Source organism: Actinoplanes sp. NPDC089786 (assembly GCF_040684855.1).
In the GTDB taxonomy this organism is placed as follows: domain Bacteria; phylum Actinomycetota; class Actinomycetes; order Mycobacteriales; family Micromonosporaceae; genus Actinoplanes.
In genome coordinates this window covers 418,766-432,548 of record NZ_JBFBGU010000003.1, presented here as the reverse complement: position 1 = coordinate 432,548, position 13,783 = coordinate 418,766, and the positions used below count along the sequence as shown (strand labels likewise).

At 72.7% G+C, this 13,783-nt stretch carries 6 protein-coding genes and 1 pseudogene; 2 read left to right on the top strand and 5 right to left on the bottom strand.

The features are described from left to right. Positions 1–15: 15 nt before the first annotated feature. Both AB0O15_RS15960 and AB0O15_RS15955 read right to left on the bottom strand, forming a co-directional pair. Positions 16–5,052 (bottom strand): hypothetical protein, encoded by a 5,037-nt coding sequence (locus tag AB0O15_RS15960; RefSeq protein WP_364318856.1) that lies wholly within the window; start codon positions 5,050–5,052, stop codon positions 16–18. 112 nt (positions 5,053–5,164) lie between these two features. Further along, positions 5,165–6,604 (bottom strand): UDP-glucose/GDP-mannose dehydrogenase family protein, encoded by a 1,440-nt coding sequence (locus AB0O15_RS15955; protein WP_364318855.1) that lies wholly within the window; start codon positions 6,602–6,604, stop codon positions 5,165–5,167. A 129-nt stretch (positions 6,605–6,733) separates the two neighbouring features. Here AB0O15_RS15955 and AB0O15_RS15950 point away from each other — a divergent pair, with 129 nt between their 5' ends. Together AB0O15_RS15950 and AB0O15_RS15945 are read left to right on the top strand one after the other, a co-directional pair. Further along, the gene (locus AB0O15_RS15950) at positions 6,734–7,888 is read left to right on the top strand and encodes an acyl-CoA dehydrogenase family protein (protein WP_364318854.1); all 1,155 of its coding nucleotides are present in this window, start codon (positions 6,734–6,736) and stop codon (positions 7,886–7,888) included. A gap of 189 nt (positions 7,889–8,077) precedes the next feature. After that, positions 8,078–8,308 (top strand): annotated as a pseudogene (locus tag AB0O15_RS15945) (sigma factor); the annotation flags it as partial. Between the two features lie 871 nt (positions 8,309–9,179). Here the strand turns inward: AB0O15_RS15945 and purE are convergent. From purE to AB0O15_RS15930, 3 genes are all read right to left on the bottom strand, one after another. Then, positions 9,180–9,677, bottom strand: a complete 498-nt coding sequence (gene purE / locus AB0O15_RS15940) for a 5-(carboxyamino)imidazole ribonucleotide mutase (protein ID WP_364318852.1) — start codon at positions 9,675–9,677, stop codon at positions 9,180–9,182. Beyond that, positions 9,677–10,816 (bottom strand): 5-(carboxyamino)imidazole ribonucleotide synthase, encoded by a 1,140-nt coding sequence (locus AB0O15_RS15935; protein ID WP_364318851.1) that lies wholly within the window; start codon positions 10,814–10,816, stop codon positions 9,677–9,679. The genes purE and AB0O15_RS15935 overlap by 1 nt, the downstream gene beginning before the upstream one ends. Positions 10,817–11,763: 947 nt before the next feature. Further along, a complete protein-coding gene (locus tag AB0O15_RS15930) occupies positions 11,764–13,743 on the bottom strand; it encodes a thioredoxin domain-containing protein (RefSeq protein WP_364318849.1) in 1,980 nt (659 codons plus the stop codon). Positions 13,744–13,783: the final 40 nt, after the last annotated feature.

Sequence of the window (13,783 nt, the reverse complement as noted above, 5' to 3'; positions counted from 1 at the left end):
CGCCGGTGACGCCGGTCAGCGCATTCGGGTCAGGGCGCCGCGCACCCGCTCCTGGGTTCGGCGGCGGGACTCGTTGGTGGCGCCCAGCACCAGCAGGACGGCGCCCAGGGGCACCAGGATCAGCCATGGGCCCCACGCGCCGACCAGGGTCGTCGCGAAGTGGACGGCCGCGATGACCGTGACCGCGCCGCCGACGACCACCGGGGCCTGCTGCTTGAACTGGGCGCCGACGATCAGGGTGCCGACCGCGCCGCAGAGGAGCAGGACCTCGCGCAGGGCGCCGCCGTCGGTGGTCAGGACGATGCCGACCGTGGGGACGAAGGCGGCCAGCAGCGCCGGGCCGTAGGCCGACCAGCTGCTCAGGTCGGGGCGGTTGCGGGCCTCGATGATGCCCACCACCAGGGCCAGGGCGGCGAACGGCAGGGTGTACGCCTCGGGCAGCACCACGTCGGACAGTGTCATGAACAGCCACCAGCCGACCACCTCGAAGATGACCGCCAGCCAGAACAGGTTGCGCCGCTGGCGGTGCGAGCGGTCGGGCCGGGTCGCGGTCAGGCCGAGCACCGCGCCCCAGGCGGCGAACAACGCGGCCAGGTGTTCCGGCGAGTCGAAGGCCAGCAGGCCGGCCAGGACGGCCGACGCGTAGCCGCTCCACTCGACGGTCAGCGCCTCGCGCCGATATTGCGGCAGCCCCAGGCGGGGCATCGACGCCTCGAGCATGAGCAGGCCGGCGCCCACCGCCAGCACGCCGAACGACGCCCAGGCCCGCTCCAGGCCGGCCGCCGCCGCCGCGGTCAGCACGAAGCCCTGGCCCATCGACACGGTGAACAGCCAGCCCAGGATGCGGGCGTGGGCGGAACGCCCGGCGAGCGCCGCCACCAGGCCGACGCCCACCGCGGCGCCGAGCGTGAACAGCGTCAGCGGCTTGGCGGCCAGGCTGCCGGCGAGGCCGGCGCCCCCGGCCATCAGACCGATCACGAAGACCGCGACGCGGGTGGCCCGCAGCAGCGGGGCGCGGGTGGCGACCGGCGGCGGGGTGAGCGCCAGGCCCAGCATCGCCACCGTGAACACCACCAGCGCCGCGCTGGTCGAGGCCGGCCAGGCCAGGTCGAGACCGATCGGCGCCACCAGCAGGGTGATCGCCAGGCCGGGCAGGATCACCGGCACCGACTCGGCCGCCTTGCCGCCGAAGCCGAGCGCGGCCAGCGCCGCCGCCACGGTCAGCAGCAGGGCCGCCAGCACGCTGGTGCCGTCGACCCCGGCCGCCGGTGTGGTCAGTTCCGCCACCGGGCCCTGCCAGATGGCCGAGAGCTGGGCGAACGGGTCGGTCAGGGCGCCGGCCAGGGCCGGGCCCAGGGAGACCAGGGCGAGCAGGGTGGGCACGATGGCGACGATGACCGCGCCGGTGGCCGGGTCGACCAGCCAGCGGCCGCGCAGGCCGCTCGGGCGCAGTTCGGTCCAGCGGCGGCGCTCGACCCAGTAGCGGTCGGGCGAGATGGTCAGGCCGGGCGCCTGGGTGGCGCCGCGCATCAGCTCGGAGATCACCCCGAGCAGGGCGGCCGCGGCGGCGTAGAGGGCCGTCGGGTAGTCGGACGGGATGGAGGCGATCGCGGTCACCGTGGCCCCGGCCACCAGGCCGAACGTGGCCCAGGGCAGGTACTGCGGTATCCACTTGCCGGTCGCGCAGACCACGGCCAGGCTGAGCGCCGAGGCGGCCAGCGCGGCGGTCAGCACGATCTCGGCGTTGCGCCCCCCGCCGGCGGCCAGGGCGGCGAAGATGCCGGGCAGCGCGAGCAGCACCCCGAGGGTGGCCGCGCCGCCGATCAGCGCCCGGTGCCGTGGCATGCCGGTGTCGTCCCGGGCCTGCATGGTGGCGTCGGCGTCGGTCTCCTGGGCGGGCGGGAAGGCCGGGCCGCCGGTGCGGCTGAAGACCGCGACGAGCAGACCGGTCAGCACGATCAGCAGCATGGCCATCGCGGTCGACCACGGCCGGGCCAGGCCGACCGCGGTGAAGTGCAGGGCCACGACAACGGCAACCGCGGTTCGGGCGTACGCGGCTCGCGGGTCCCAGGCGGTGACGGCGGCCACCGCGTACCCCAGCATCACCGCGCCGCCGACCAGCAAGGGTGACCACCAGGGCAGGCCGAAGGCCGCCGGCGCGCCGATCGTGGCCAGCGTCGCGCAGACCGCGCCCACGTCGTAGGAGAAGGGCGGCGGGAGCGCGGCCGCCGCGGCGATGGCCACGAACAGCAGCGCGAGCGGCGCCTGCCAGGCCATCTCGGGCACGTTGCCCGGGTAACCGCTCAGGTCGGCCGACCAGATCGAGCCGGGCGCGGCGAGGATGCGCAGCCCGGCGCTCAGGGCCAGCCAGGCGGCGATCAGCCCGACGACCAGGCCGGCCACGGCGAGACCCCGGACCGGGCCGCGGCGCCAGTCGTCCGGCAGCGCGCGTACGCCCAGAGCCACCGCGAGAATCACGATCCCGGCGACCACCAGCGGCGCGTTCGGGAACGCGAGCGCGGCGACCCGGGCGAGCGCGCCGCAGATCGCGACCGTGGCGCCCGCGGCGGCGATGTCCGGGCCGTCCAGCATCCGGTCGGCGCGGCGGCCGTTGTCCAGCGACTTGGCGAAGAAGAGCAGACCGGCCGAGGCGAGCAGGAGGGCGCCGACCCAGATGTCCGGCGCGGTGGCGCCCGGTGACAGCAGCGCGGCCAGCGCCATCGCGACCGCGCCCAGGCCGGCCCCGGCGGTCAGCGGGAGGCTGATCTCGCGGCGGGCCACCTGGAACACCGCGGCGTAGGTGAGCGTGCCGGCCACCGCGAGGAAACCGACGGCCAGCGCCGGCACCGTGACGTCCTCGGTGGGCGGCGGTCCCCCGCCCTGGTCGGCGACGGCGAGCACGGCGATGACCGCGGCCCCGGGCAGGGCCAGCGCGGCCGCGCCGGACGCCCAGTCGCCGATCACCCAGCTGTAGATCTTGGCCGGGATCTGGCGGGCGGCGATCGCCACCATCACCCCGGCGCCGGCGATCGCGGTCAGCACGGCCGCGGTCAGCCAGGTCGCGCTCAGCGCGGCGCCCGCCCCGAAGAGGCCGACCACCCCGGCCGCGCCGACGTGGAAGTAGGCCGCCCGCAGCGACGGCGCCCGCATGCCGTAGCCGCCGATGCCGATCGCGGCGATGACCAGCGGCCACGGCGCGGTCGACCAGGGCAGCCCGAAAGATGCGGGTACGGCCAGCGCGGTCAGCGCCACGCCGACGACGGCGCCCTCGTGCCGGTATTCCGCCGGAAGGGCCAGCGCGGCGGCGATGGTGAGCAGCAGCGCGCTGACCGCGAGCAGCCAGCCGGACGGGCCGGCGGCCTCGGCCAGGCGCCCGGCGTACGCGGCGGTGTCGGCGTTCCAGACCGGCCGCGCCGCCTGCACCGGGGCCAGCGCCGCCCGCAGCGCGTCGACCGCGACGAGCAGGCCGATCAGGGTGAGCGCGGCGGCCGAGGCGAGTTGCGGGCCGCGCCGGTCCTCGGCCGGCATCAGGCCGACCACGGCGCCGGTGCAGGCGACCGCGGCGGCGGCGACCATCAGCGTCCAGCCCGGGTCGGCGACCGCGGCGATCCGGGCGCTGGCCCCGATGACGGCCAGGGTGAGGACGGCGCCGGCGATGTTGCGGGCGGTGATGTTCTTCAGCATCCAGGCGGCGGCGTACGCGATCGACGCGGCGAGCACCAGGAGCAGACCGGAGCGTACGGCGTGGTAGACCGCGTCGGCGCCGATCAGCGCGCCGCCCGCGTACAGCAGCGAGCCGGCCACCGCCGCGCAGAGCAGCGCGAAGGTCAGCTCGCGCAGCCAGTCGGCGGACGGCGGGGAGACCGGCGGCCGCAGCGGGACGGTGCCGGCCGCGGGGGCGCCGGCCGGACGCGGGCCGGGGAAGATCCGGGTCGGCAGCCAGCGCCGCCGCCGGCCGGCCAGTCCGGAGATGATCAGGTCGGGTTCCTCGGGCGCCGTCTCGGGCCGGGCCGGGGTGAGCTCGGGGTCGAGGTCGCGCTCGTCGAAGTCCCGCCGGCCGGCCTCCTGGGCGTCCGCCTCGGCCATCCCCTCGCGGTCGCCCGGGCCCGGTCGCCGCAGCGGCCAGCGCGGGACCAGCCGTCCGGTGCGGATCACGGTGGTGAGCAGCAGCAGGTCGAGGAGGGCCACCGCGGCGAGCGCGAGGCCCCAGCCGGCCGGGCCTTCGATCAGGGGGTACGCGAGCAGCGGCGGAACCGGCTGCACGGCGATGATGGTGGCGTACCGCGGCGCGTTCAGGCGGGTGAACCCGGCGTAGAGGAAGCCGGCCACGGCCGTGATCAGCAGCGTGACGCCGAGGAAGACGGCGCTGTTGACGTTCACGCTCAGCGAGTAGAGCGACATCGGCAGCAGCACCAGGCCGACCGCGGACACCGTCTCGGCGGTCGACGACAGGTCGCGCCTGGCGATCCACGGGGCGCTGACCAGCGCGATCGTCGTGAACAGGGCGAGCACGACGGCCCGGGCGGCCGGGTTGGTGACCGCGACCGTGGCGAACACGACGGCCGCCACGCCGATCAGCAGCGCGCCCAGCACCAGCAGGACGTTCTGCACCGACTGGGAAGAGGCCTCGGGCGGGTGGGGCTGGTGGGCCGGCGGCGGTGGCGCGGAGGGCGGGCGGCGCGGCGGTGGCGGCTTCTCGACCGGCGGGGGGTCGTCGACCAGCAGCGTGTTGCCGTCGGTGGCCACGCCGCGCCCGGCCGGCGTGGCCGGCGCCGCCCAGGGTGGCGCGGACGCACCCGGCGGCGGGGGTGGAGGCGGCGGCGCCGTTGCCGGCTCGGGCGGGCGCGGGCGACGCGCCTTCGGACCCTTGGCCTTCTTCTGGGTATTCGCGTGGGCCAGGATGTCGCGCTGGAACTGCGCCGCCTGGATCTTGCTGGCGATCTCGCCGCGCGTCTTGGCGGCCCGCATGTCCTGGATCTTCAGTTCCGCGATCGAGGCATCGATGCGGGCAAGCTCGTCGGCGTAGCTGTCGGGCTCGTTCGCCTGCGCCACGGGACCTCCTCGACCGCTGCGGGGCCTGTCCCCTATTTGAGCATGCCGGTTAGACACCTCATTAGAACAGGCTCACCGCGGACGAGATCACCGGAAACAGGCGCCAACCCCATCAAACCGACGGGTTCGGCCGGCCCATCCCGCGGTACTCCCAGCCCGCCCGGGCCCAGAGCGTAGCGTCCAGACAGTTCCGTCCGTCGATGACACGCCTGGCTCCCGCCAGTTCGCCCAGCGTCACCGGGTCGGCGTTGCGGAACTCGGCCCACTCGGTCAGCACACACACCAGATCGGCGCCGGTGACCGCGGCGGACATCGACTCTTCGTAGTGCAGCGCCGGCATGGCGAGCCGGGCGTTGGCCATACCCTGCGGGTCGTAGACGCGCACGTCGGCGCCGGCCTTGGCCAGCGTCGCGGCGATGGCCAGGCTGGGCGAATCGCGGACGTCGTCGGAGTTCGGCTTGAACGCCGCGCCGAGCACCGCGACGCGGGTGCCGGCCAGATCGGGGCCGGCCGGGCCGGGCAGCCGCCCGAGCAGCTCGGTCGCCAACTGGATGACCCGGGTGCGGCGGCGCTGGTTGACCAGGTCGACCTCGTGCAGGAAGCGCAGCGCCTCGCCGGCGCCCAGCTCCTGCGCCCGGGCCTGGAACGCGCGGATGTCCTTGGGCAGGCAGCCGCCACCGAAGCCGACGCCGGCCTGCAGGAAGCGGTTGCCGATCCGGGGGTCGTACCCGATCGCCTTGGAGAGCTGGGTCACATCGCCGCCGGCCACCTCGCAGACCTCGGCCATCGCGTTGATGAAGCTGATCTTGGTGGCGAGGAACGCGTTGGCCGCGACCTTGACCAGCTCGGCCGTGGCGAAGTCGGTGACCACCAGCGGCACCTCGCGGTCCTCGGTGGCGGCCAGGTCGAAGACGCCCTTGTGAGCGGCGTAGAGCATGCCGTTGGCCCAGTCGGTCTTCACGCCGACCACGATCCGGTTCGGCCGCAGCACGTCCTCGACCGCGAAGCCCTCCTGCAGGAACTCGGGCGACCAGGCCACCTCGACCTCGAGCGCCGGGTCGGTGTGCTTCGCGACCAGCTGTTCCACCCACTCGGCGGTGCCGACGGGCACGGTGCTCTTGCCCACGATCAGCGCCCGGCGGCTGAGGTGCTTGGCCAGGTTCGACACCGAGGTCTCCACGTACGTGAGATCGGCGCCCATGCCGTCCGCGCGCTGCGGGGTGCCCACGCAGATGAAGTGCACGTCGGCGAAATCGGCCACCTCCGCGTACGACGTGGTGAACCGCAGCCGGCCCGAGGCCAGGTTGGCGCGCAGCAGCTCGTCGAGGCCGGCCTCGTGGAACGGGACCTGACCGGCGGCCAGTTTGGCTATCTTGACCTCGTCGACGTCGAAGCCCAGGACTTCGTAGCCGAGCTCGGCGAAGCAGATCGCATAGGTCGCGCCGAGATAGCCGGTGCCGAGGAAGGCGAGCCGGGGGCGGGGGGCGCCCGACGGCGGCCGCACGGCGGGGAACGCCATGGGCGACGGCTGGGTCGGATAGGGGATCGTCACGGAGATGGTCTCCAGTCGGACGGGGCCGGACGGGGTGCTTCACCTTCTCATGCGTCGTTCACGGCGGATGACAGGCGTACCCTACGCGTCAGTAACATGGGGGTGCGAACCACCTGGAGGGGATTGCGGATGAGCGAATTCGACGTCTATGAGCTGCCCGAGGACCACCAGATCATCCGCGCCGCGGTGCGCGAGGTGTGTGACGCGCGGGTGGCGCCGAACGCCACCGAGGCCGACGAGACGGCCACCTTCCCGAAAGCCAGCTACGACGCGCTCCGGGCGGCCGACTTCCACGCCCCGCACATCCCCGAGGAGTACGGCGGCGCCGGGGCCGACGCCCTGGCCACGGCCATCGTGATCGAGGAGGTGGCCCGGGCCTGCGCCTCGTCCTCGCTGATCCCGGCGGTGAACAAGCTGGGCACGATGCCGCTGCTGCTGTCCGCCTCGCCCGAGCTCAAGGACCGTTACCTGCGCCCGGTCGCGGCCGGCGAGGCGATGTTCTCGTACTGCCTCTCCGAGCCCGAGGCCGGCAGCGACGCCGCCTCGATGACCACCCGGGCCGTCCGCGACGGCGACCACTGGGTGCTCAACGGAGTGAAGCGCTGGATCACCAACGCCGGCGTGTCCGAGTACTACACGGTGTTCGCGGTCACCGACCCGGCCGCCCGCAGCCGCGGCATCTCGGCCTTCGTGGTGGAGAAGGCCGACGAAGGTGTCAGCTTCGGCGCGCCCGAGAAGAAACTGGGCATCAAGGGCAGCCCGACCTGCGAGGTCTACTTCGACAACGTGCGGATCCCGGCCGACCGGATGATCGGCGACGAGGGCACCGGCTTCGCCACCGCGATGAAGACCCTCGACCACACCCGGGTCACGATCGCGGCGCAGGCGCTGGGCATCGCGCAGGGCGCGCTCGACTTCGCCCTCGGGTACGTCAAGGAGCGCAAGCAGTTCGGCCAGCCGGTGGCCGACTTCCAGGGCGTGCAGTTCATGCTGGCCGACATGGGCATGAAGCTCGAGGCGGCCCGCCAGCTGACCTACGCGGCGGCCGGCAAGAGCGAGCGCGGCGACGCCGACCTGACCTACTTCGGCGCGGCCGCCAAATGCTTCGCCTCCGACGCCGCCATGGAGATCACCACCGACGCCGTCCAGCTCCTCGGCGGCTACGGCTACACCCGCGACTACCCGGTCGAGCGGATGATGCGCGACGCCAAGATCACCCAGATCTACGAGGGCACGAACCAGGTCCAGCGCATCGTCATGGCCCGCCAGCTGCTCAACGGCTGACGACTCCTTCGCGCTTCTTTTGTTGAATGGCCGGGCTCATCGCCCGGCCATTCTGCTGCCATCTCCCCGATTCGTGCCATGACGGATTGCTGACGGTCGATGACGGCAACCATCGCGGCCGGGTGAGCGTCTTGGGTGGCGACATTGCTTCACAGCCACCTTCGCCACGACCGAACGGGGAACCCGCGGGTGATTTCCGCCGAGGAGGAGTTCGACTGTTTTGTTCGCGCCCGGACGCACGCTCTGCTGCGTTCGGCCTATCTGTTGACCGGTGATCAGCAGCACGCCGAAGACCTGGTGCAGTCGGCGCTGGCCAAGACCCACCAGTCCTGGAAACGGCTGGCCGACACCGGCAACGCCGAGGCGTATGCCCGTCGCACCATGTACCACCTGCAGGTCTCCTGGTGGCGCCGGCGCAAGCCGCCCGCGTCGCCTCGGTCGGACCCGCCCGGACCGGCCGTCCCCGACCGGCTCATCTACCTCGACCACAAGGAACTCCAGCGGCTCAACGCCGACGGGACGACCGACCCCCTGTTCGAGGCGCGCACCGAGTCCTGCGGGCTGGTCGTCTCGCCCGACCGTGGCCACGTCGCCTACGTCGTCTCGGACGGCGGCGGCGCCACCGGCGACCTGATCGTGGGCCGCGGCCTGACCGGTGAGAGCCCGAAGACGATCCTGCGCAACGTCTCGTGCATGGGCGGCACCAGCCCGGTGTGGGCCGGCCGCAGCGGCAAGCTCGTCGTCAAGCAGGGCAACGCCGGCCGGCGGGTGACGGTCGACGTGACCGGCCGGATCGGGGCGACCCCGTTCACGAACGTCCAGGGCTACCTGGCCTTCTCGCCGAACGGACAGCACGTCGCCTATCGCGACCAGAACGGCCAGATCGTGGTCGCCGGGCCGGACGGCGCCCTGGAGCGCAGCTTCGACCACAAGGACGAGAGCCCGACCGGCGGGTTCAGCGTGCAGGGCGTCTCGGACGACGGCAAGCGCGTGGTGGTCGGCCTGCTGAACACCGACCCGGACATCGTGCGGACCGGCTTCCGGCTGGTCGACGCGCAGACCGGCCGCGACATCGACCTGCCGCCGGCGGTGACCGGCCCGAACCCCAAGGCCGCCGACATCACCTTCATGTCCGGGCAGCGACCTGCTGCTGCGGGCGAACGGCAAGCTGCACCGGCTCACCCGCGACGGCGCCGAGATCCTCGACACCCGCACCGAACCGGGCGGCCTGAACGGCGCCCAGCTCCTCGGCTGGTACTGATCCGGCGATGATGGGCCGGCGGGCGAACCGTCAGCCCATCAGCTTGGCGCGCAGCGCGGCGTCCTTCTCGGTGACCATCTGCTCGAGGCCGGTCTGGAAGTCGGTCATCCGCTTGCGGATCACCGGGTCGGACGCGCCGAGGATGCGCGCCGCCAGCAGGCCCGCGTTGCGCGCGCCGCCGATCGACACCGTCGCCACGGGTACGCCGGCCGGCATCTGCACGATCGACAGCAGCGAGTCCATGCCGTCCAGATACTTCAACGGGACCGGTACGCCGATCACCGGCAGCGGGGTCATCGACGCGACCATGCCCGGCAGGTGCGCGGCGCCACCCGCCCCCGTGACGATCACCCGGAGACCCCGGTCGGCCGCCGAGGTGGCGTAGTCGACCATCTTGCGGACCGTACGGTGGGCCGACACCACGCCCACCTCGAACGGGATCTCGAACTCGGCCAGCGCCACCGCGGCGGCCTCCATCGTGGACCAGTCCGAGTCACTGCCCATGATGATGCCGACGACCGGGTTCATCACTCGCCCTCCTGCAACCAGCGGGCGGCCCGGGCGGCCCGCGCCCGTACCGAAGAAAGATCGTCACCCAGCACGGTCACGTGACCGATCTTGCGGCCGGGCCGGACCTGCTTGCCGTAGAGGTGCACCCGCGCTCCCGGGTCCTCCGCGAACAGGTGGTGCAGCCGCTCGTCGATCGAGATGCCACCCGGAGCGCCGCCGAGCACGTTGGCCATCACGACGACCGGGGCGGTCAGCGCGGTCTCGCCCATCGGATAGTCGAGCACCGCGCGCAGATGCTGTTCGAACTGCGAGGTACGAGCGCCCTCGATCGTCCAGTGCCCCGAGTTGTGCGGCCGCATGGCGAGCTCGTTGACGACCAGTCCGGCGTCGGTCTCGAACAGCTCCACCGCCAGCAGCCCCACCACGCCGAGCGAGGTGGCCAGGTCGATGGCGAGCTGCTGCGCCTCGAGCGCCCGCTGGTCGGACAGCCCCGGCGCCGGCGCGATCACCTCGACACAGATGCCGTCCTGCTGCACGGTCTCGACCACCGGATAGGCCGCCACCTGCCCGAACGGCGACCGCGCGACCAGTGCCGCCAACTCCCGCCGCAGGGGCACGCGCTCTTCGAGCACAATGTCCTTGCCGATCAGCGGTTCCGCGTCCTCAAGGCTGTGCAACATCCAGACGCCGCGCCCGTCGTACCCGCCGCGTGCGGCCTTGGCCACCACCGGCCAGCCGTGCCGTTCCGACATTTCCGAAATGTCGGTCAGGTTGGTCAGGCGCCGCCAGTTCGGAATCGGCGCGCCCAGCGCGGCCAGCCTTTCCCGCATTCGCCCCTTGTCCTGGGCGAAGATCAGCGCGTCGGCCGACGGATAGACCTTGAACCCGTCCTTCTCCAACGCCCGGATATGTTCACCCGGCACATGCTCATGGTCGAACGTGACCGCGTCACACCCGTCGGCGAACTCCCGCAACGCCGCAAGGTCAAGATGCGACCCGAGCCGCACATCCGCGGCCACCAGAGCCGCCCCGTCATCGGCCGACTCCGCCAGCACCCGCAGCGACTGCCCCAAAGCGATAGCAGCCGGATGCGTCATACGCGCCAGCTGCCCGCCACCAACCATGCCCACAACGGGCAACCCAGTTCGACCATCCATGACCCGAACAGCCTAGCGACCCGCCCCAGCTCAACCCCCACCCCACCCAACCCAACCTCCACCCGCCGCGCTCTTCGCCCGCCGCACCTGAATCGCGCGGCCCACCGCCCGACGAAACGCCGCGATCCCTGCCTGGAGACCAGCCACCCCGCCAGCCGCCACGCCCCAGCCAACGTCTCCTCGCCCCCCTTTGCTCTGAGCGCGTATAGGCACCACTTGGATGGGCGCGACATCCAGATACCGCCAACATCGAAGTGGTGCCTATATGCGCTCAGAGCAAAGCGCCCGTGAAGGGGTCTGGCGCGGAGCGGCTGGGCAGAGCAGAGGGGCTGGGCGCAAAGCGGTGCGGCTGGGCGCAAAGCCGTGCGGCTGGGCGCAAAGCCGTGCGGCTCGACGCAAAGCCGTGCGGCTCGGCGCAGAGCGGTGGCCCGGACCGGCAAGGCCCGGAAACGGCGAGACGGGGCTGCGGCTGGGCGCGGAGCGCCCGGAGGGTGACCACTTACGCAGAACGAAGGGTGCGCGGCTCTGTTCTGGCCGGCCACGGCCTTGGAGCCGCGCGCCCGGCCTCGGCGGGAGCTGCGGTCAGCACACCCCACCCAGCTACGACATCAAGCTCTTGATCTTGATCTGGGGTGGCAGGCCGGCAATTGCGCCTCGGCGGAAGCCGCTCCGGATCTCGAATTGGCGAGCCGGAGAAAGCGCCTCGGCAAAAGCGGAAGCCGCTCTGGATCTTGAAATGGGGCAGCCGGACGAAGCAGGCATGAAGGTGTCAATGAGGCGACTCTTGCGTTGCCCTGGCTGCGCGAACCGGGTGAGAGTGAGGTAAATCCGTCGATGTGGGAGGGGGGTGTGCGGTGAACGGCAACGGTCTGGGCGGCATCTGATCATGCGACTGATCACCCCGACGCGAGCGCGGGCGCCCGGCGGCGGACGGGCGGGCCCAGCGGTCACGGGTTCAGGCGGGCCAGGAGGTCGGGGACCGTGGTGGCGGGGCGGTCGCAGACGAAGCCGCGGCAGACGTAGGCGGTGGTCGCGCCGTTCTGCAAGGGGCGTTCGGCCAGCAGGGGCACACCGGGGCGGTCGGGGGCGCCGGCCACGATCACGGCACCGGGCGGGGCGTGCTTCCGCGCCGCGGTGAGCAATTCATCACTCTCGGCCAGAGCCACGGCGATCTCGTACGGGCCGGACAGCGCCGCCTCGGCGACCGTGGCCGCGTAGCCGGCGAAGCGCGGGTGACCGCCGATCAGCGGGCCCACCGTCGCCAGGGCCGCGTCGGCCGCCGCCCGGTAGCGCTCCTCGCCGCTCAGCGCCGCGAACGACACCAGCGCCGCGCAGACCGCGGACAAGCCGGACGGCGTGGCGTTGTCGGTCGGGTCGGCGGGCCGGGTGACCAGCCGTTCCGCGTCGTCGGCGGTGTCGTAGAACCCGCCCGAGCCGGTGGAGAACCGGGTGAGCGCCACGTCGAGCAGCGAGCGTGCGAGGGTCAGCCACTTCCCGTCGCCGGTGAGCTGGTGCACGGCGCAGAACGCCTCGGCCACGCAGCCGTAGTCGTCGAGCACCCCGGCGGGGGCGCCCACCACGCCGCCGCGGGAGACGCGACGCAGGCGGCCGTCCACGATGTGCCGCTCGGCGAGTACCGACGCGAGGGCCACCGCCTCGTCCCCGAACAAACCGGTGAGCTGGGCATACTCGACCAGCGCGGTGATCGCCAGCCCGTTCCAGGCGGCGACCACCTTGTCGTCGCGAGCGGGTTGCGGCCGCTGGGCTCGCGCGTCGAGGAGCCGCGCCCGGACGTCCCGCCAGCGGGCGACCAGCTCAGGCGAGGCCGCGTCGATGTCCCGGGCCAGCACCAGCACGCTGCTGCCGTGCTCGAACGTGCCCCCGGCGGTCACGCCGAACAGGTCAGCGGCCCACTCGCCGTCAGCTGACCCCAGCGCGGAGGAAAGCTGGGCCGGCGTCCAGGCGTAGGTCAGGCCCTCGACACCGTCGGTGTCCGCGTCGAGCGCCGACGCCAGCCCGCCCTCGGGCGTTCCCAGGTCACGCAGCAGGAACTCGGCGGTCTCGTCGGCGACGCGTCGCGCGAACGGGTCGTCGGTCAGGCGCCAGAGCTGGGTGTACGCCCGGAGCAGCAGCGCGTTGTCGTACAGCATCTTCTCGAAGTGCGGCACCGTCCACGTCGCGTCGACCGCGTACCGGGCGAACCCGCCGGCCAGCTGGTCGTAGATGCCACCGCGGCCCATCTGCTCGGCGGTGTGCCGGACCACCTCGAGGGCGGCGTCGGAGCCGGTGCGCTGGAAGTGTCGCAGCAGGGCGAGCAGGTTCATGTGCGGCGGGAACTTGGGCGCCCCGCCGAAGCCGCCGCGCTGGGTGTCGTGCTCGGCGATCAGCCCGGCCGCGGCCTGGTCGAGCAGTTCGGCCGAGATCGGCGCGGTCGGCCCGCCGACGAGTTGCGCGCCGCCGATCGCCTGGACGACGGCCGCGCCCTGCGTCACGACCTGCTCCCGCTGATCGCGCCAGGCCGTGCCGACGGACTGCAGCAGCCGCGTGAAGTTCACCTTGGGGAAGTACGTGCCACAGAAGAACGGGTCACCCTCGGGGGTGGCGAACACGGTCATCGGCCAGCCGCCCTGCCCGGTCATCGCCTGGGTGGCGGTCATGTAGACGGCGTCCACATCGGGCCGTTCCTCGCGGTCGACCTTGATCGCCACGAAGCCGTCGTTGATCAGCTTGGCGACCGCCTCGTCCTCGAACGACTCGTGCGCCATCACGTGACACCAGTGGCACGCCGCGTACCCGACCGAGATGAGCACCGGCACGTCCCGCCGCCGTGCCTCGGCGAACGCCTCCTCCGACCAGGGCCACCAATCGACCGGGTTGTCCGCGTGCTGAAGCAGATAAGGGCTGGTCGCATCCGAAAGCCGGGCCATACGTTCACCGTATCCCGCCACCGACGATCAACTTCACCAG

Excerpts from the sequence above, each read along its gene's own strand:
- AB0O15_RS15950 (WP_364318854.1), top strand. The coding sequence starts at position 6,734 with ATGAGCGAATTCGACGTCTATGAGCTGCCCGAGGACCACCAGATCATC.
- purE (WP_364318852.1), bottom strand. The coding sequence starts at position 9,677 with ATGAACCCGGTCGTCGGCATCATCATGGGCAGTGACTCGGACTGGTCC.
- AB0O15_RS15935 (WP_364318851.1), bottom strand. The coding sequence starts at position 10,816 with ATGGATGGTCGAACTGGGTTGCCCGTTGTGGGCATGGTTGGTGGCGGG.
- AB0O15_RS15930 (WP_364318849.1), bottom strand. The coding sequence starts at position 13,743 with ATGGCCCGGCTTTCGGATGCGACCAGCCCTTATCTGCTTCAGCACGCG.